Origin of the sequence: Saccharothrix longispora (assembly GCF_030852425.1) — a bacterium.
GTDB classification, from domain to species: domain Bacteria; phylum Actinomycetota; class Actinomycetes; order Mycobacteriales; family Pseudonocardiaceae; genus Actinosynnema; species Actinosynnema longispora.
Map to the genome: position 1 here is coordinate 16,381 of NZ_NSDM01000032.1, position 20,641 is coordinate 37,021.

At 75.9% G+C, this 20,641-nt stretch carries 6 protein-coding genes; 1 reads left to right on the forward strand and 5 read right to left on the reverse strand.

Annotated elements, in window-relative coordinates; all coding sequences use genetic code 11:
• Positions 1-406: 406 nt before the first annotated feature.
• Positions 407-1,183, reverse strand: a complete 777-nt coding sequence (locus CKY47_RS36000; RefSeq protein ID WP_306750864.1) for a hypothetical protein — start codon at positions 1,181-1,183, stop codon at positions 407-409.
• A 231-nt stretch (positions 1,184-1,414) separates the two neighbouring features.
• On the opposite strand from CKY47_RS36000, the gene CKY47_RS36005 reads away from it, so the two are divergent.
• Positions 1,415-1,927, forward strand: coding sequence for an SRPBCC family protein (locus CKY47_RS36005; RefSeq protein WP_306750865.1), 513 nt, complete (start codon positions 1,415-1,417; stop codon positions 1,925-1,927).
• Positions 1,928-2,000: 73 nt separating this feature from the next.
• Here CKY47_RS36005 and CKY47_RS36010 read toward each other — a convergent pair whose 3' ends face one another.
• The 4 genes from CKY47_RS36010 to CKY47_RS36025 form a co-directional block, all read right to left on the reverse strand.
• On the reverse strand, positions 2,001-3,068 hold the full coding sequence (locus tag CKY47_RS36010; RefSeq protein ID WP_306750866.1) for a branched-chain amino acid aminotransferase: 1,068 nt from the start codon (positions 3,066-3,068) through the stop codon (positions 2,001-2,003).
• 31 nt (positions 3,069-3,099) lie between these two features.
• The gene (locus CKY47_RS36015; RefSeq protein WP_306750867.1) at positions 3,100-3,468 is read right to left on the reverse strand and encodes a nuclear transport factor 2 family protein; all 369 of its coding nucleotides are present in this window, start codon (positions 3,466-3,468) and stop codon (positions 3,100-3,102) included.
• Between the two features lie 11 nt (positions 3,469-3,479).
• On the reverse strand, positions 3,480-13,592 hold the full coding sequence (locus CKY47_RS36020) for a non-ribosomal peptide synthetase (RefSeq protein WP_306750868.1): 10,113 nt from the start codon (positions 13,590-13,592) through the stop codon (positions 3,480-3,482).
• Positions 13,589-20,641: non-ribosomal peptide synthetase (locus CKY47_RS36025; RefSeq protein ID WP_442638277.1), on the reverse strand; the 7,053-nt coding region annotated here is incomplete at its 5' end. The genes CKY47_RS36020 and CKY47_RS36025, both read right to left, overlap by 4 nt.

Below are 20,641 nucleotides of genomic sequence, written 5' to 3' on the forward strand. Positions count from 1 at the left end.
ATTGCGCCTTTGTTCGCGAAGCCGAACTTCCCGAAAAGGGGGGTGGAATGAGACGTGTGACCTTGCGCGGAGTTGCGCCCGGATCTTTCCTCGTCGGGTGCTGGGCCGGTGCTTCGACGGGCGCAGGTCGGTCCGGAGAGCATCCGCGGCGCGTTTCGTCGGGTGGACGACGCGGATTTCCCTGGCCGCGAGGTGTCGGGAAAGCGCGGAGTTGCCGTGACGGATTCGCCGGCGATGCATTCCGGGCCGGTGCCGGATGTGGTCCGCGCATGTCGTGCCGTCCTACCGCCGCCCTGGTCGGCGCTGTCGTCGCGGACGCACCGGTGGATGGGGGCGCGGATTCGCCGGCACGCCCGGAGCGGGTGCCCGGCGCCGCACGACGACGCGGGCGGCCGGTCGACCGCCGTCAGCGGGACGCCAGCGCGGCTTCCGGGGTGCAGGGCTTCTCCAGCGGACCCAGGTCGCGCCAGTTGAGCGACCAGACCCGGACGGCGCCGCCGGCCCGACGAGCGAGCACGCAAGCCTTGCTCCCGTAGTCGGACGCGGACAGCGCCACGCCGACGTCGGAACCCTCGACGTGGACGAGGACCTGCGGCGGGATGGCCGCGAGGTCGGTCTCCGGGTCCACCTGCGGTGCGGGCAGACCGGAGGCCAGGGCCGCGCGCACCTCCGCTTCGCCGGGTGTCCCGGGCAGCGCGCCGAGGGTGGCTTCCAGGGCCGGGGTGTAGTCCTGCGGGATGTCGCGCCTCGGCAGCGGTGGCGGCGTGATCGGGGTGGCGTCGGCCGGGCAGGTGACCCGGCCGGGCGCGGAAACGGCGCCGTAGTGGTTGAAGTCGACGCGGTAGCAGGCATCGAACTCCGGGGTTCGCCGCCAGCCAGCCTCGGACGCGTCGCGGTGGATCCGCCAGACCAGTCGTGCCCTCGGGTCTTCGGGGTCTTCGTGGGCCAGGTCTTCGGCCTGCACCACGCTGAAGTCGTCGGACTTGCCGAGCGGGGTGCCCAGTGCGGCACGGGCGAAGCCGGCCGCGTCCGACTGCGGCGGGTAGCCGATCGCGTCGGCCAAGGTCGTGGACTGCCGGTCCGTCTCCGCGTCACCCTCGGCGGGAACGCCGTCCAGCATACCGCACGACGCGAGCACCAAGCCCGCGCACACGGCCGTCACGACCCGCTGCAAGTCGACCATGACGGTCACGCTATCGGCGCCGTCGGCGAGGGCGCATGAGTAGTTCCACGCGGTGTCGGTCAGCGATGGCGCTCAGGCCCGCACGTCGATGACGTGCCTGCCGCGCACGCCGCCGGCCTCGACGCCGCGGTGGGCGTCGGCGGTGCGGTCCACCGGGAAGGCGGTGTCGACGACGGGGCTGCGCACGATCGCACGTAGGCACCGGTGCCGATTCCTCCTACATTCGGTCCGGTGGAACCGACGATCTCGCACAGCATCGACGTGGCGGCGGAGCCGGGGGTGGTGTGGGCGCTGGTGAGCGACCTGCCCCGGATGGGCCGGTTCAGCCCGGAGAACCTCGGTGGTCGGTGGCTGCACGGGGCCACCGGGCCCGCGGTCGGCGTCGAGCTCCGCGGCTTCAACCACAACGGCGCCAAGCGGTGGTCGACCACGGCCCGGATCGTGGCCTGCGAGCCGGGACGGCTGCTGACCTTCGACGTGCGGTCGCCGTTGCTGGTCCGGGTGTCGCGGTGGTCGTACGTGATCACGCCGACCCGGCACGGGTGCGTGCTGACGGAGAACTGGTACCGGGTGGGCAACAGGTTCGTCCGCCGGTTCCTGGGTCCCCGCGTCACCGGGCGCCAGGACCGGCCCGGCTACAACGCCGAGTCGATCAAGCACACCCTGGCCGCGGTCAAGGCGCACGCCGAGTCGATCGGGGACGCGGGGCCGGAGTCGCGGACCTCCCCGACGAACGCGCCGTGACCGGCGGGTCGTGCGGGTCCCGGCGGCCGCGGGGGCGGGTCGGGCACGGGGCCCGACCCGCGTCGCCCGACGGTCAGCACACCCGGTGCAGCCAGCCGTCCACGTCCGGCACCCGGCCGTGCTGGAGGTCCACCAGCGCCCTGCGCAGCGTGCCGGTCACCGGGCCCATCCCCCCGTCGCCCACGGTGAAGTCGCCGTCCACGTCGCGCACCTGCCCGACGGGCGTGACGACCGCCGCCGTGCCGCACGCGAACACCTCGGTGATCCCACCGGCCTCGCACTCGGCCCGCCACTGGTCGACCGACACCGGCTGCTCGGCCACGCGGTAGCCCAGGCGGGAGGCCATCCGCATCAGCGAGTCGCGGGTGACGCCCGGCAGGAGCGTCCCGGTGAGCGGCGTCGTGAACACCTCCGCGCCGGGGCCGGAGCCGCGCACGAAGAACAGGTTCATGCCACCCATCTCCTCGACCCAGCGGCGCTCCGCCTGGTCGAGCCACACGACCTGCTGGCAGCCCGCCTCCTGCGCCCTGCGCTGGGCCACGAACGACGGCCCGTAGTTCGCCGCGCACTTCACGTCGCCCGTGCCGCCGGGCATGGCCCGGGCCTGGTCGCGCGACACCAGCACCGACACCGGGCGCACCACGTCGCCGAAGAAGCCGCCCGCGACGAACGCCATCACCAGGAACAGGTACTCCTCCGACGGCCGCAGCATCAGGTTCGCGTCCGTGCCGAACATCAGCGGGCGCAGGTAGAGGCTGTGGTCGGGGTGGTCGGACAGCTCGCCGTGGTCGGCGGCGACGAGCCGGTCCACGCCGTCCACGTAGAGGTGCTCGGGCAGTTCCGGCATGGCCAGCCGGGCGGCGGACCGGTTGAAGCGGCGCGCGTTCTCCCAGGGCCGGAACACCGCGACCGACCCGTCCTGCTGACGGAACGCCTTCATGCCCTCGAAGATGACCTGCCCGTAGTGCAGGCCGAGGGTCGCCGGGTGCAGCGACAGGTTCTCCATCGGCAGCAGGTCGCCGTCGTGCCAGCCCAGTTCGGGGGTGTACCGCAGGCTGTACAGGTGGGGGGTGAACGCGGCGCCGTGGCCGGGGGACTTCGGGGACGCGGCGGCGGTCGACTTGTCCAGGAGGGAGGTCATGGCGGGCTCCAAACGGGGGAGGTGGGCGGGATCAGACGAGGGGGGCGAAGAAGAACGTCTCGCGCTTGCTGAAGCGGCCGTCGGCGGCGAGGGTGAAGAAGTCGGCGTAGCGCAGGCTGGTCCGCGTGCCGTCGCGCAGCACGCCCTCGAACGACCCGCGCACGGCGACCTGGTCGCCCTCCAGCACCACGGACTCGACGCGGTGCTCACCCGCCTTGATCACCCGCTGGTGGGTGTAGAAGTGCGACATGCCGTCCTGGCCGACCACCGGCGGGTAGCCGGGGCGGTGGTAGGTGGTGTCCTCGGTGAACATGGCGACGAGCGCGGGCACGTCGTCGCTGTCGACGAACCGGTAGAAGTCGTGGACGAGGGTGGCTTCGCGGGTCGTGGCTGCGGTCATGGCGCTTCTCCTCACAGGTGGTTTCCCAGGTGGGCGGCGAGCACCGCGCCGACGGCGGCCAGCGGGCCGGGTCGGGTCAGGTCGCCGTGCCGGCAGTCGACGCGGTGCGCGTGGACGTCGCCGGTGATGTGCGCCCGCCAGTCGGCGGGCACGGGGGACAGGTCGGTCTTGTCGGCGGTGGCGGCGAAGAACAGCACGTCGCCGTCGAAGCGGGCGGTGGTGCCGGCGCCCATCAGGGTCAGGTTGTCGGCGAACACCTCGGCGAGGTCGGCCAGCCGGGCGGGCACCACGTCGGCGAGCGGCCCGTCCGCGACCCGTGTCGCGAAATCCGCCGGCGACACGGGCGCGGGCTCGTCCGGGTAGCCCAGGGAGCGCAGCAGCGCGGCCAGGACCCGGGGGTCGCGCGCGGAGTGCACCTCGCCGGTGGGCGCGGTGGGGTACCCGTCCAGCAGCGCCAGGGTGGCCACCTCCTCGCCCTCGTCGCGCAGGGTGGCGGCCATCGCGTGCGCCACGCCCGCGCCGAACGACCAGCCGAGCAGGTGGTACGGCCCGGTGGGCTGCACGGAGCGGACCTGGTCGAGGTAGTCCTTGGCCATCTCGTCGAGGCTCGTGGGCCGCGCGTCCGGCTGGGACAGCCCGCGTGCCTGGAGGGCGTACACCGGCCGGTCGGGCAGGTGCGGCAGCAGCCCCGCGTACACCCAGCCGATGCCGACCGCGGGGTGCACGCAGAACAGGGGCACGGCCGGGCCGCCGGCGCGCAGCGGCAGGAGCACGGCGGGCGGCGCGTCGTCGGCGGACCCGTCGCGCAGCCGCCGCGCCATCGCGGCGACCGTGGGCGCCTCGAACACCGCCCGCACGCCCAGCCGGACGCCGAACTCCGCGCCGATCCGCGACACCAGCCGCGTGGCGAGCAGGGAGTGCCCGCCCAGGTCGAAGAACCCGGCGTCCACCCCCACCTCGGGCAGGCCCAGCACCTCGGCGAACAGCGCGGCCAGGGTCTCCTCGGCGGCGGAGGACGGCGCGCGGCCCACCACCGGGGCGACCGGTCCCGGCGCGGGCAGCGCCGTGCGGTCGAGCTTCCCGCTCGGACCGACCGGCAGGTCGTCGAGCACCACCGCGGCCCACGGCACCATGTGCTCGGGCAGCCGGGACGCGGCGTGCTCCCGCAGCGCGGCCCACTCCGGCGCACGGCCCGCCGCCGCGACGACGTAGGCGACGAGCCTCAGGTCGCCCGGTGCGTGCTCGCGGGCCACCACGGCGGCGCGGGCCACGTCCGGGTGGTCCTGGAGCACGGCGGCGACCTCGTCCGGCTCGATCCGCAGGCCGCGGATCTTGACCTGGTCGTCGGCGCGAGACAGGTACTCCAGCACGCCCTCGCCGCACCACCGCACCACGTCGCCGGTCCGGTAGAGGCGCCCGCCCGGTGCGAACGGCGACGCGACGAACCGCTGCGCCGTCAGCCCCGGCCTGCCCCGGTAGCCGCGCGCCAGCTGCGCGCCCGCCAGGTACAGCTCGCCGGGGACCCCCGACGGGACGGGCCGCAGCCGGTCGTCCAGCACGTGGACGCCGGTGTTCCACACCGGGCGGCCGATGGGGATGGTGGCGGTGGTCTCCGCGCCGTGCACGGCGTGCGCGGTCACGTCCACCGCGGCTTCCGTCGGGCCGTACAGGTTGTGCAGGCCCGCGGCGCACACCGAGGCGAAGCGGCGGGCCAGCCCCGTGGGCAGGGCCTCACCGCTGCACACCACCCGCGCCAGGTCGGGGCAGCGCTCGCCGGACTCCTCCAGGTGCGCGACGAACGCGTCCAGCATCGACGGCACGAAGTGCGCCGTGGTGACGCCCTCGCGGCGCACCAGCTCCGCCAGGTACGCGGGGTCGCGGTGCCCGCCGGGGGCGGCCACGACCAGCGCGGCGCCCACCTGGAGCGGCCAGAAGAACTCCCACACCGACACGTCGAAGCTCGACGGCGTCTTCTGGAGCACCCGGTCGTCCGGGCCGAGCCGGTACTCGTCCTGCATCCACAGCAGCCGGTTGACGATCGCGGCGTGCTCGACCACCACGCCCTTGGGGCGGCCGGTGGAGCCCGAGGTGTAGATGACGTACGCCGGGTCCCCACCGCGCACCCGCGGCAGCTCGGCGCCGGGCGCGTCGCCGTCCTCCAGCCCGCGCAGGGCGTCCGCGTCGAGGACCAGCACGGGATCGGCGTCGGCGAGCATGAGCGCCACCCGGTCGGCCGGGTAGTCGGGGTCCACGGGCAGGTAGGCCGCGCCCGCCCGCTGCACCGCGTGCAGCGCGACGACCAGGTCCACCGACCGGGGCAGCAGCACGGCCACGACCCGCTCCGGTCCCGCGCCCCGGGCGTGCAGCGCCACCGCGAGCCGTTCGACGCGGGCGTCCAGCTCGGCGTAGGTGAGGCGCTGCCCGTCGCCGACCAGCGCGAGGGCGTCCGGCGTGCGCCGGACCTGGTCGCGGAACAGCGCCGGCAGCGTCGTGCCCGGCACGGCCCGCGCGGTGTCGTTCCACGTCACCACGACCCGTTCGCGCTCGTCGTCGCCGAGCAGGTCCACGTCGCCCACCCGGACGTCCGGGTCGGTGGCGGCGGCGGCCAGGACGCGGACGAGCCGGTCGGCGAGGGACCGCGCGGTGCCCGCGTCGAACAGGTCCTCGCGGTAGAGGAGGACGCCCTCGACGCCGGCGGGCAGGCCGTCGTCGCCGCGGGTCTCGCGCAGGCCGACGTTCAGGTCGAACGCGGTGGTCCCGGACGTGACGCCCACCGGCTCCACGACCAGGCCGGGCAGGTCGAGGGCCGCGTCACCGGTGTTCTGGAGGGTCAGCACGACCTGGCACAGCGGGTGCCGGGTGAGCGAGCGGGGTGGGTTGAGCCGTTCCACGAGCCGTTCGAAGGGCACGTCCTGGTGGTCGTAGGCGGCGAGGTCGGTGTCGCGGACGCGGGCCAGCAGTTCGGTGAAGGTGGGGTCGCCGGAGGTGTCGGTGCGGAGCACGAGGGTGTTGACGAAGAAGCCGACGAGGTCGTCGAGGGCTTCGTCGGTGCGTCCGGCGACGGGGGTGCCGATGGGGATGTCGGTGCCCGCGCCCATCCTGGTGAGCAGGGTCGCGAACGCGGCCTGGAACACCATGAACGGCGTCGTGCGGGTGCGCCGGGCCAGGTCCAGCACCGCGCGGTGCAGGTCCGCGTCCAGCAGCAGCGGCACCCGGCCGCCGGTCTGCGAGGACGTCGCGGGCCGGGGCCGGTCGAACGGCAGCTCCAGCTCGTCCGGCACGCCGGCCAGCGCGTCGGTCCAGAACGCGACCCGGTGCGCGAGCGGGCCGTCCGGGTCGTCCTCGTCGCCGAGCAGGGCGCGCTGCCACAGCGCGTAGTCCGCGTACTGCACCGGCAGTGCGGCCCGGTCGGGCGCGTGCCCGGCGAGCCGCGCGGTGTAGGCCTCGGCGAGGTCGCGCAGCAGCGGCCGCATGGACCAGCCGTCGCCGGCGATGTGGTGCAGCACCAGCAGGAGCACGTGCTCGTCGTCGGCCAGGCGCACCAGGGCGGTGCGCAGCGGCAGGTCCCCGGTCAGGTCGAACGGCGCGGCCACGACCCGCCGCAGCACCGCGTCGAGGTCGTCGGGCGCGGCGGGGAGCAGCGCGAGCGGGGCCACCGCCCCGTGCCGCACCTGCTGGTGGGGCGTGCCCCCGACCTCGGGGAACACCGTGCGCAACGCCTCGTGCCGGTCCACCACGTCGGCGAGCGCGGCGCGCAGCGCCGGCACGTCGACCGCGCCGCGCAGGCGCAGCGCCACGGGCACCGCGTAGCTCGGGTTCTCCCCGTCGAGCCGGTTCACGAACCACAGGCGGCGCTGCGCGAACGACAGCGGCACCAGGTCCGGGCGGGCGGCGGGGCGCAGGGCGGGACGGGTGGGCGTGCCGCGGTCCAGGCACGTCTCCAGCCGGGCGGGCGTGGGGTTGGCGAACAGGTCGGCCACGGCCGGTTCCGCGTCCAGGGCGGTGCGGACCCGGCTGATCAGGCGGGTCGCCAGCAGCGAGTGCCCGCCCAGGTCGAAGAAGTCGTCGTCCGGCCCCACCACCGGCACGCCCAGCACCTCGGCGAACAGGCCGCACAGGATCTCCTCGCGCGGCGTGCGCGGCGCGCGGCGCCCGGTGACCGGCTCGGGGGCCGGCAGGGCGCGGCGGTCCACCTTGCCGTTGGCGGTCAGCGGGAGCGCGTCGAGCACGACCAGCGCGGCGGGCACCATGTGCTCCGGCAGCACGGCCGCCAGGTGCGCCCGCAGGCCGGCGGTGTCCAGCGGTCCGCGCGGCACGACGTACCCGGCGAGGGACTTCAGCCCCGGCCGGTCCTCGCGGACGACCACGGCGGCGTGCGCCACCGACGGGTGGTCGGCCAGCACGGACTCGATCTCGCCCGGTTCGATGCGGAACCCGCGCAGCTTCACCTGGTCGTCGGCGCGGCCCGCGAACTCCAGTTCGCCCCGCGCGTTCCAGCGCACCAGGTCGCCGGTGCGGTACATGCGCTCGCCGGGCGTCCCGAAAGGACAGGCGGTGAACCGCTCGGCGGTCAGGCCGGGACGGGCGTGGTAGCCGCGCGCCAGACCCGTGCCCGCCAGGTACAGCTCGCCGACGACACCGACGGGCACCGGGGTCAGGCGGGCGTCGAGGACGTAGGCGCGGGTGTTGGCGACCGGCCGCCCGATCGGGGGCGCGACGTCGGCCCGCTCGCCCGGCGGCACCGGGCCCGTCGACAGCGGGCCGGGCGACACCGGGCCGGCGGTCGCCACGACCGAGAACTCGGTGGGGCCGTAGTGGTTGACCAACCGGAACGGGGTGTGCGCCGGGGGACGGCGGCGCAGCGCGTCACCGCCGGTGAGGACGGCGCGCAGCGCGGTCGGTCGGGCCGCCAGGTCGTCCAGGGCGAGTTCCAGGCGCGGCGTGGGCAGGAAGCACGCGGTGAGGCCGGTGTCGGCGATCCAGGCGACGAGCGCGTCGCCGTCGGCGAGGGTCGCCGCGTCGGGCAGGTGCACGGACGCGCCCGACGCGAGGTGCGGCCAGAGCTCCCAGACCGCCGCGTCGAAGCCCAGCGCCGCGACCTGCCCGGTGCGGTCGGCCGGGGTGACGCCGTACTCGCGGACGTGCCATGCGCACAGGTCGGCCAGCCCGCGGTGGTCCACCACCACGCCCTTGGGGCGGCCCGTCGAGCCGGACGTGTAGATCACGTAGGCGGCGTCGGCCGGGTGCACGGGCACGTCCACCGGCGTGCCCGGCCCGTTCGGCAGGTCCTCCAGGCACACGACGGTGGGCGCGGCCACGCGGTCCCGCAGCGCCCGCTCGGTGACCACGACCGGCGCGGCGGAGTCGGCGAGCAGGTACGCCAGCCGGTCGGCCGGGTAGTCGGGGTCCATCGGCAGGTAGGCGGCCCCGGTCCGCAGGACGCCCAGCAGCGCGGCGACGCCGGCGGGGGAGCGGCGCAGGCACACGCCGACCACCGACCCGGGCCCCGCGCCGAGCGCGACCAGCGAGTCCGCCACCCGGTTCGCGGCCCCGTCCAGCTCCGCGAAGGTCATGCCGCCCACCGCGGCGCCCACGGCGGTCGCGTGCGGCGTCCGCCGCGCCCACCGGGCCACCCGCGCCGGTACGGACTCCCACGCGCCCGCCGGGACCGCGGTGTCGTTCCAGCCGGTGAGCAGCCGGTCCCGCTCACCGGGCACGAGCACGTCGAGGGCGCTCAACCGGGTGTCGGCGCCGTCGCCCGAGACCGAGGCGAGCAGCCGTGCCAGCCGCGCCACCAGGGCTCGGGCGGTGTCGTCGTCGAACAGGTCGGCGGCGTACTCCAGGTTCGCGGTCAGCCCGTCGTCGTGCTCGGTGAACGCGAGCACCAGGTCGAACTTGGCCGTGGCGGTCCACGCGGCGACGGGCTCGACGTCCAGGCCGGGCAGGGCCGGGGCGCCGCCGCCCGCGGTGTTCTGCACCACCAGGGTCACCTGGAACAGCGGGTGCCGGGACAGCGAGCGGGTCGGGTTCAGCTCCTCCACGACCTGCTCGAAGGGCACGTCCTGGTGGTCGTAGGCGGCGAGGTCGGTGTCGCGGACGCGGGCCAGCAGTTCGGTGAAGGTGGGGTCGCCGGAGGTGTCGGTGCGCAGCACGAGGGTGTTGACGAAGAAGCCGACGAGGTCGTCGAGGGCTTCGTCCGCCCGACCCGCGACGACGGTGCCGATGGGGAGGTCGGTGCCCGCGCCCAGGCGGGTGAGCAGGGCGGCGAGGGCGGCGTGCAGCACCATGAACGTCGTGCTGCCGGTCGCCTCGGCCAGCCCCCGCACGGCGTCCCGCGCGGCGGGCCCGAACTCGGCCGCGACGAGCCCGCCCCGCCCGGACGGCACGGCCGGTCGCGGCCGGTCCGAGGGCAGGTCGAGCTGCTCGGGCGCGCCGGCGAGGACGTCGCGCCAGTGGGCGAGCTGGGTCGAGGCGACGCTGTCCGGGTCGCCCTGGTCGCCGAGCAGGTCGCGCTGCCACAGCGCGTAGTCCGCGTACTGCACCGGCAGCGGCGCCTGCTCCGGGGCGGTCCCGCCGGTGCGGGCGGTGTAGGCGGTGACCAGGTCGCGCAGCAGGGGGCCCTTGGACCAGCCGTCGCTGGCGATGTGGTGCAGCACCAGCACGAGCACGTGCTCCGCCGGGGACACCACCAGCAGGTGCGCCCGCAGCGGCGGCTCCGCGGCGAGGTCGAACGGGCGCGACGACAGCTCCGCCACCGCCGCGTCCACGTCGTCCGCGACCGTGACCGCCAGGTGCGGCGCGGCGTCCAGGACGCGCTGCACCGGCTGCCCGTCCACCTGCGGGAACACCGTGCGCAGCGACTCGTGCCGGGCCACGACGTCCACCAGGGCGGCGCGCAGCGCGGCCACGTCCAGGTCGCCGCGCAGCCGCAGCGCCCACGGCGAGTTGTACGCCGCCGAGCCGTCCACCTGGTGCAGCACCCACAGGCGCTGCTGGGCGTGCGACAGGGGCAGCGGGTCCGGGCGGTCGGCGGGGCGCAGCGCCGGGCGGCCGGGGCGCGCCGCCGTGAGGCGGGACGCGAGACCGCGCGGGGTCGGCGAGGCGAACAGGTCGCGGACGCCGACTTCCGCGCCCAGCGCACCGCGCACCCGGCTCACCAGGCGCGTGGCCAGCAGCGAGTGCCCGCCCAGCGCGAAGAAGTCGTCCTCCGCGCCCGCCGGCGCCGGCAGTCCCAGCACCTGCGCGAACAGGGCGCACAGGATTTCCTCCTGCGGGGTGCGCGGTTCGCCGCCGGCACCCGCCGCGTACGCCGGCGCGGGCAGCGCGCGGCGGTCCAGCTTGCCGTTCAGGGTGCGCGGCAGCTCGTCCAGCACGACCACCGCCGACGGCACCAGGTGCTCGGGCAGCAGCGCGGCGACGTGGTCGCGCACCGCCGCCGGCGTCGCGCGGCCCACCGCGTAGGCCACCAACCGGGGATCGCCGGGCCGGTCCTCGCGGACCACGACGGCCGCGCCGGTCACGTCCGGGTGCGTCAGCACGGCGGCCTGCACCTCGGCGGGCTCCACCCGGAACCCGCGCAGCTTCACCTGGTCGTCGACGCGGCCCGCGTACTCCAGCACGCCGTCGCGCCGCAGCCGCACCAGGTCACCCGTGCGGTACATCCGCCGGCCGGGCAGGAACGGGTCGGCGACGAACCGCTCGGCGGTCGCACCGGGGGCGCCGAGGTAGCCGTGCGCGAGCCCCGCGCCCGCCAGGTGCAGCTCGCCGACGCCACCGGGCGGCACGAGCCGCAGCCGCTCGTCCAAGACGTAGCCGTGCTTGCCCGCCACGGGCCGCCCGATCGGCACCGACCGGGCGGTGAGGTCGGCGGCGGTGATGTCGTGCGCGGTGCTGTAGCCCATGCTCTCGGCGGGGCCGTAGCCGTTGGTGAGCCGCACGTGCGGGTGGTCGCGCAGCGCTTTCGCGACGTGCGCGGGGGAGGCGGGTTCGCCGCCCGTCATGGCCCGCCGCACGGTGGCGAACACCTCGGGGTGCTCGTCCAGCACGTGGTTGAACAGGCTCGCGGAGGCCTTGAACACGGTGACGCCGTGCTCGACCACCAACCGCGCGATGTCGGCCGGGTCCGGCGGCCCGGCCGGGTGCAGCACGCACGTGCCGCCGTGCAGCAGCGCGCCCAGCAGCTCGGTGGCGAACGCGTCCCAGGAGACCGGCGCGGCCTGGAGCCACACCGCGTCGGCGTCGAACTCGGCGTAGTCCTGCCCGGTGAGCGTCGAGACCAGGGCGCGGTGCGGCGCGAGCACGCCCTTCGGCTCGCCGGTCGAGCCGGAGGTGAACATGACCACGGCCGGCGACTCCGGGGGGACCACCGCGGCGGCCACGTGCTCCGGGCCGGGCGCGCAGGGGTCCACGAACCGGGCGTCGACGCCGTCGAGCGGTGTGCCCACGACCAGTTCGACACCCGCCCGGTCCAGCACGGACCGCAGCCGGTCCGCCGGGAACGCGGTGTCCAGCAGCGTGTAGCAGCCGCCCGCCTTGAGCACGCCGAGCAGCGCGGCCACCAGCGCCGGTCCCCGGTCGAGGTGCACGCCCACCACCGCGCCCGGTGCCAGGCCGCGGTCCAGCAGCCGGCCCGCGATCCGGTCGGCCCACCGGTCCAGCTCGGCGTAGGTGACGCGCCCCCCGTCGTGCAGCAGCGCGGTCTTCCCCGGCGTCGCGGCGGCCCGTGCGGCGAACAGCCCGTGCACGGTGTCGCCCGAGGGCTCGCGGCCGGGCGCGGTCAGCGCGGCGCGCTCGTCGTCGTCCAGCAGCGGCAGGTCGCCGACGCGGGTGCCGGGGTCGGCGGCCACCGCCGCCAGCAGCCGGACCAGCCGCCGGCCGAACGCGGCGACGGTGTCCCGGTCGAACAGGTCCACCGAGTAGTCCCAGTCCACCCGCAGGCCACCGGCGTCGGGGCGCTCGCGGAACCCGATGGTCATGTCGAACTTCACCGCGCCGGTGCCGAGGGGGACCGGTTCGAGGAGCGTCCCGGCCTCGGGCGCCGCGCTGTCGGCGGTGTGCACCAGCATCACCTGGAACAGCGGGTGCCGCGACAGCGAGCGCGGCGGGTTCAGCTCCTCCACGACCCGCTCGAACGGCACGTCCTGGTTCGCGTACGCGGTCAGGTCGGTGTCGCGGACGCGGGCCACCAGTTCGGCGAACGTCGGGTCGCCGGAGGTGTCGGTGCGCAGCACGAGGGTGTTGACGAAGAACCCGACGAGGTCGTCGAGGGCTTCGTCGGTGCGGCCCGCGACGGCCGTGCCGAACGGCACGTCCGCGCCGCCGCCGTGCCGGGTGAGCAGCGCGGCCACCGCCGCCTGCGCCACCATGAACAGCGTCGCCCCGGTCGAGGCGGCGAGGTCGAGCAGCCCCCGGTGCACGGTCGCGGGCACCTCCAGCGGCACCGAGGCCCCCCGGTGCCCGGCCGTCGCCGGGCGGGACCGGTCGGCGGGGAAGCCCACCTCGACCGGCAGGTCCGCCAGCACGCCCGCCCAGTGCGCCACCTGCCGGGCGTACCGGCTGCCCGGGTCGTCGGGGTCGCCCAGCACGTCCTGCTGCCAGTAGGTGTAGTCGGCGTACTGCACCGGCAGTTCGGGGAACTCCGGGGCGCGGCCGGCGCGGCGGGCCGCGTAGGCCGCCGCCAGGTCGCGGGTGAGCGGTCCGGTCGAGCCGCCGTCGCCCGCGATGTGGTGCAGCAGCACCAGCAGCACGTGGTCGGCGGGCGCCCCGCCGTCCACCCGGAACAGCCGGGTGAGCACCGGCGGCGCGGCGGTGAGGTCGAACACGTGCCGTGCCGCGTCCGCCAGGGCGGGGGCGAGGCCGTCCGCCGGCACGACCGTCACCGGCAGCTCCACCCCGCCCGCCGGGCGGATGTCCTGGAACGGCTGCCCGTCGGCCTCCGGGTAGGCGGTGCGCAGCACCTCGTGGCGCAGCACGACGTCGCCCAGCGCGGCCCGCAGCGCCGCGAGGTCCGGGTCCGGACCCAGCCGCAGGGCCACCGGGATGTTGTAGGTGGCGCCGGGCTCGGCGCGGCTGAGGAACCACAGCCGCCGCTGGGTGAACGACAGGGGGATCGTCGGCGCGCTCACTTGACCTCCTCCGGGCGGACCCGGCGCCGCAGCGCGGGGCGGGCCTGTTCCGCGTGGCCCAGGCGCTCCGCGAGCGCGGCCACCGTGCGGTTCTCGAACACGGACTTGATGGACAGCTCGGCCCCGAAGGCCGACCGCACCCGGCTGATCAGCCGGGTCACCAGCAGCGAGTGCCCGCCCAGGGCGAAGAAGTCGTCGTCCGCCCCCACCTCGCCGGTCAGGCCGAGGACGTCGGCGAACAGCGCGCACATGACCTCTTCGCGCGGTGTCGCCGGCTTGCGCCCGGCGGGCCGGTCGAGGTAGTCGGGCGGCGGCAGGGCCGCCCGTTCGAGCTTGCCGTTGGCGTTGCGGGGCAGCTCGTCCATCCGCACGTAGGCGCTGGGCCGCATGTGCTCGGGCAGGTGCTCCTCGGCGTGCGCCCGCAGGTCGGCCGGGCTCGGCTCCGCCCCCGGCTCGGCCACCACGTAGGCGACCAGGCGCTTGTCGCCGGGCCGGTCCTCGCGGACCACGACCGCCGCCTGCCGCACCGCCGGGTGCCGGCTCAGCGCGGTGGACACCTCGCCCGGCTCGACCCGGAAACCGCGGATCTTGACCTGGTCGTCGGCGCGGCCGAGGAAGTCCAGCACGCCGTCCGCCCGCCACCTGACCAGGTCCCCCGTGCGGTACATGCGCTCACCGGGACCGCCGTGCGGGCAGGCGACGAACCGCTCGGCGGTCTGCCCCGGCGCGCCCAGGTAGCCCCGGGCCAGGCCGACCCCGGTCATGTACAGCTCGCCGACGACACCCGGCGGCAGCACGTTGAGGTGGGCGTCGAGCACGTAGAAGCCCTTGTTCACGATCGGCCGCCCGACGGGGATCGACGGCAGCTCGGTGTCCTCCAGGCGAACCCGGTGGCACACCGCGAAGATCATGTTCTCCACCGGCGCGTAGCCGTTGACCAGCCGCACGCCCGGGTGGCGGTCGAGCAGCTTGCGCAGGTGCGCCGCGGACGCGGCCTCGCCGCCGGTCATGATCTGCCGGACCCCGGTCAGCGCGTCCGGGTATTCGTCCAGCAGGTGGTTGAGCAGGCTCGCGGACAGGTACACGGTGGTGATCCCGTGCTGCGCGACCAGGTCGCCGATCAGGGCGGGCTCCGGTGTCGGACCGGGCTGGAGCACGCACGTCGCGCCCGCCAGCAGCGGTCCGAACAGCTCCAGGGCGAACCCGTCCCACGACACCGGCGAGCACTGGAGCCACACGTGGTCGGGGGAGAAGTCCACGTACTCCTGGCTGAGCAGGGTGCCGACGAGGGCGCGGTGCGGCGCCACGACGCCCTTGGGGACGCCGGTGGAGCCCGAGGTGAACATGACGCACGCGACGTCCTCGGGGTGCACCTCGACCTCCGGCGGTGTCGCCGGGTGGGCCGCGACGCGGGCGGCCGTGCCCGGGTCGTCCACCACCAGCGCGGGCACGCCGTCCACCCGGTCGGCCAGCGACGCCGACGTGACCACGACCGGGGCGCCGGTGCGCCGCACGAGTTCGGTGAGCCGCCGGCGCGGGAAGCGCGGGTCGAGCGCGGTGTACCCGGCCCCGGCGGTGAGCGCGCCGAGCACGGCCACCACCAGGTCCGCGTCCCGGTCCAGCAGCACGCCCACGACCTGCCCCGGGCGCACGCCCCGCGCCACCAGTTCGCGGGCCAGCCGGTTCGCCCGCTCCACCAGCTCCCGGTAGGTGACGTGGTGGTCGCCGTGGACCAGCGCCACCGCGTCGGGGGTCCGCGCGGCCCGGGCCGCGACCAGCTCGTGGGCGCAGCGGTCCACCGGCGCGTCGGCGGCGGTGTCGGTCCAGGCCGCCAGCAGGCCGCGCCGCTCCTGCCGGTCCAGCAGCTCGGGGCGGCTGATCCGGGTGTCGGGGTCGTCCGCGACGGCGGCGAACATCCTGGCGAGGCGGGTCGCCAGGGCGGTGGCCGTGCCGCGGTCGAACAGGTCGGTGGCGAACTCCAGGCCGCCGGTGATGCCGATCGGCGCACCGGTGTCGTCGTGCTCCTCGCGCAGGCCGAGGGTCAGGTCGAACTTGGCGCTCGCCGTGTCGACCGGCGCGACCTCGGCGGTCAGGCCGGGCATCTCGACCCGCCCCGCCGCGTTGTTCTGGAGCACCAGCATGACCTGGAACAGCGGGTGCCGGGACAGCGAGCGGGTCGGGTTCAGCTCCTCGACGAGCCGCTCGAACGGGATGTCCTGGTGGTCGTAGGCGGCGAGGTCGGTGTCGCGGACGCGGGCCAGCAGCTCCCGGAACGTGGGGTCGCCGGAGGTGTCGGTGCGCAGCACGAGCGTGTTGACGAAGAAGCCCACCAGACCGTCGAGGGCCTCGTCGGAACGGCCCGCCACCGGGGACCCGGCGGGCACGTCGGTGCCCGCGCCGAGCCTGGTCAGCAAGGCCGCGAAGCCCGCCTGGAGCACCATGAACAACGTCGTCCCGGTGGCGCGGGCCAGGTCGAGCAGCGCCTGGTGCAGGGGCGCGCCCAGCTCCACCGGCACCGACTCGCCCCGGCCCGACGAGGTCGCCGGGCGGGCGCGGTCCGCGGGCAGCGGCAGTTCGTCCGGCACACCGGCCAGGGCGTGCCGCCAGAACTCCAGCTGCCGCGCCAGCGGGCTCGTCGGGTCGTCCGGGTCGCCGAGCAGTTCGCGTTGCCAGAGGGTGTAGTCGGCGTACTGGACGGGCAGGGGTGCCCAGTCGGGTGCGTGGCCGTGGAGTCGTGCGGTGTAGGCGTCGGTGAGGTCGTGGAGGAGTGGTCCGAGGGACCAGCCGTCGCCGGCGATGTGGTGCAGGACGAGGAGGAGGACGTGGTCGTGGTCGGTGAGGCGCAGCAGTGAGGCGCGCACCGGCAGTTCGGCGGTGAGGTCGAACGCCTCCCGCGCCGCCGCGGCGGCGGCCGGTCCCACACCGGACTCGTCGGTGTCGCGCACCACCAGCGACAGCGCCACGTCCGCGGCCGGCCGCACCACCTGCTGCGGCACGCCGTCGATCGACGGGAAGACCGTCCGCAGCGACTCGTGCCGCCGCACCACGTCGCCCAGCGCGGCGTGCAGCGCGTCCACGTCGAGGTCGCCGCGCAGCCGCACGCTGTGCGCCACGTTGTACGCCGCGCCCGCGTCCTCCAGCTGGTCGATGAACCACAGCCGGGCCTGCGCGTAGGACAGCGGGACCTCGTCGGGGCGCGGCACGGGGGTGAGCGCCGGCCGGTCGGCGACCCGGTCCAACCGCTCGCACAGCCCGGCCGGGGTGGGCGCGTCGAAGAGGTCCCTGATGCCCGGTCCCGCGTCCAGCGCGGTCCGCACCCGGCTGATCAGCTTCGCCGCGAGCAGGGAGTGCCCGCCCAGGGCGAAGAAGTCGTCGTCCAGGCCGACCCGGTCCTCGGGCAGGCCCAGCACGTCGGCGAACAGACCCACCATGATCGCCTCGCGCGGCGTGCGCGGTGCGCGCCGCGCCGCGCCGGAGTGCTGCGCGGGCGCGGGCAGCGCCGCCCGGTCGAGCTTGCCGTTGGCGTTGAGCGGGATGTGGTCGAGCAGCACGTACGCGGCGGGCCGCAGGTGGCTCGGCAGCACGGCCGCCGCGTGGGCGGACAGCGCGGCGTGGTCGGGGGCGGCGCCCGCCTCGGGCACCACGTAGGCGACCAGGCGCTTGTCGCCGGGCCGGTCCTCCCGGACCACGACCGCGGACCGCCGCACGCCGGGGTGCGCGTCCACGACGGCCTGCACCTCGCCGGGCTCGATGCGGAACCCCCGGATCTTGACCTGGTCGTCCGCGCGGCCGACGAACTCCAGCCTCCCGTCGGAGCGCCACCGGACCAGGTCGCCGGTGCGGTACATCCGCGCGCCGGGCTCGAACGGGCACGCCACGAACCGCTCCGCCGTCAGGCCCGGCTCGCCCGCGTAGCCGTGGGCGGAGCCGACACCGGTGACGTACAGCTCGCCGGGCACGCCGGGCGGCACGAGGCGCAGGCGGTCGTCCAGCACGTAGGACCGCTTGTCGGCGACGGCGAGGCCGATCGGGACGGCCCGCGCCCCGGTGTCCTCCGCTCCGCCGTCGTCGGAGCCGGTGTCCTCGGGCCGCACGTCGTGGAAGCTCGTGTAGACCATGTGCTCGGCCGGGCCGTAGCCGTTGACCACCCGGACGCCGGGGTGGTCGCGCAGCAGCCGCCGCAGGTGCGGTGCGGACGCGGCCTCGCCGCCGGTCATGACCTGCCGCAGCACGTCGAACACGCCGGGGTGCTCGTCGAGCATGTAGTTGAGCAGGCTGGCGGACAGGAAGGCCGTGGTCACGCCGTGCTCGGCGACCAGGTCGGCGATCACGGCCGGCTCGGGCGCCGGACCGGGCTGGAGCACGCACGCCGCGCCGGACAGCAGCGCGCCGAACATCTCCAGCACGAACCCGTCCCACGGCACCGGCGCGCTCTGCAACCACACGTGGTGGGGCGAGCTGTCGAAGAAGTCCTGGCCCACGAGGGTCCGCACGACCGCGCGGTGCGGCGCGAGCACGCCCTTGGGCCGCCCGGTGGAGCCCGAGGTGAAGATGACGCACGCCGCCGCGGCGGGGTCCACGGCGACCGGCGGCGCGTGGTCGGGCCGCGCGCCCACGTCCACCGCGACGTCCAGCACCCGGTACGGGCCGGCCGGCCGCGCCAGGCCGGCGGCGTCGGTCACGACCGCCCTCGCGTCGGCGGCCCGCAGGACCGCGGCCGCGCGCCGGTCCGGGGTGCCGGGGTCGAGCAGGGTGAACGCGCCGCCCGCCTTGAGCACCGCCAGCACCGTGACGACCAGGTCCGTGCCGCGGTCGAGCAGGACGCCGACGAGGTCGCCGGGGCGGACACCGGAGTCGAGCAGGTGGTGGGCGAACCGGTTGGCCGCCACGTCCAGCTCGCGGTAGGTGGTCCGCCGGTCGCCGCACACCACCGCCGTGGCGTCCGGGGAGGCCAGCGCGTGCGCGGCCACCACCTCGTGCGCCGTGCGGTCGTCCACGACCCGCGCCGGTCCGTTCGGCGAACCGGCCGCCAGCAGCTCCCGTTCGGCGGGGGTGAGCACGTCGAGCCGCCCGATCCGGGTGCCGGGGTCCGCGGCGACGGCCGCCAGCACGCCCGCCAGCCGGTCCACCAGCGTCGCCGCGGTGCTCCGGTCGAACAGGTCGGCGGCGTACTCCAGGCCGCCCACCACGCCCGCCGGCACGCCGTCGTCGTACTCCTCGCCGAGGCTCAGCGTCAGGTCGAACTTCGCCGCCCCGGTGTCGACCGGGGCGACCTCGGCGGTGAGGCCGGGCAGGTCGGGCCGCGCGCCGGTGTTGTTCTGCACCACGAAGGCGACCTGGAACAGCGGGTGCGCGCCCGGCACGCGCACCGGGTTCAGCTCCTCCACCAGCCGGTCGAACGGCAGTTCCTGGTGGTCCCACGCGGCGAGGTCGGTGTCGCGGACGCGGGCCAGCAGTTCGGTGAAGGTGGGGTCGCCGGAGGTGTCGGTGCGGAGCACGAGGGTGTTGACGAAGAAGCCGACGAGGTCGTCGAGGGCTTCGTCGGTGCGCCCCGCCACCGGGCCACCCAGTGGCACGTCGGTGCCCGCGCCCATCCTGGTCAGCACGACCGCGAACGCGGCCTGGAGCACCATGAACAGGGTCGCGCCGTGCGCCCGCGCCACGTCCAGCAGCGCCCGGTGCAGGTCCGCGTCCCAGCGCACGTCCACCAGCCCGCCGGCGCTGCCCGAGGCCGTGCGGGGGCGGTCCAGCGGCAGCGGCACCTGGTTCGGCAGCCCCGCCAGGGCGTGCCGCCAGAACTCCAGCTGCCGCGCCAGCGGGCTCGTCGGGTCGTCCGGGTCGCCGAGCAGTTCGCGTTGCCAGAGGGTGTAGTCGGCGTACTGGACGGGCAGGGGTGCCCAGTCGGGTGCGTGGCCGTGGAGTCGTGCGGTGTAGGCGTCGGTGAGGTCGTGGAGGAGTGGTCCGAGGGACCAGCCGTCGCCGGCGATGTGGTGCAGGACGAGGAGGAGGACGTGGTCGTGGTCGGTGAGGCGCAGCAGTGAGGCGCGCACCGGCGGCTCGGCGGTGAGGTCGAACGCCTCCCGCGCCGCGGCCGCCACGACCTCGTCCACGGCCGACGCGCCCGGGGCGAGCACGGGCAGGTCCACGTCACCCGCCGGCCGCACCACCTGGCGCGGTTCGCTGTCGATCGACGGGAAGACCGTCCGCAGCGACTCGTGCCGGCCGACCACGTCGCCCAGCGCGGCGTGCAGCGCGTCCACGTCGAGGTCGCCGCGCAGCCGCACGGTGTGCGCCACGTTGTAGGCGGGGTTCGGGCCCCGCAACTGGTCCACGAACCACAGGCGCGCCTGCGCCGGCGACAGCGGCGTCCACCCGGTGCGCTCCGCGCGGCGCAGCGGGGTGCGCGCGGCGCGGGCCGAGCCCAGGCGCTCGGCGAGCGCGGCCGGGGTGGGCGCGTCGAACAGGTCCCGGATGCCCAGTTCCGCGTCGAGCGCGCCGCGGACCCGGCCCACGAGCTTCGCGGCCAGCAGGGAGTGCCCGCCCAGGTCGAAGAACCCGTCGTCCAGGCCGACCCGGTCCTCGGGCAGGCCCAGCACGTCCGCGAACAGGGTGACGACGATCTGCTCGCGCGCCGTGCGCGGCCGGCGGTGCGCGGACGGCGCGGTCGCCGCGGGCACGGGCAGGGCGGCGCGGTCGAGCTTGCCGTTGGGGGTCAGGGGGAGTGCGTCGAGCGGGACGTAGGCGGTGGGGCGGAGGTGGTCGGGGAGGAGGTCGGCGGTGTGGGCGCGCAGGTCCGCGACGGGGGTGTCGGGGGTGACGACGTAGGCGACGAGCCGCTTGTCGCCGGGTCGGTCCTCGCGGACGACCACGGCGGCGTCCACCACACCGGGGTGCGCGGTGAGCGCGGCGCGGACCTCGGCGGGTTCGACACGGAAGCCGCGGATCTTGACCTGGTCGTCGGCGCGGCCGAGGAAGTCGAGGGTGCCGTCGGTTCGCCAGGCGACGAGGTCGCCGGTGCGGTACATGCGTCCGCCGGGTTCGAAGGGGTC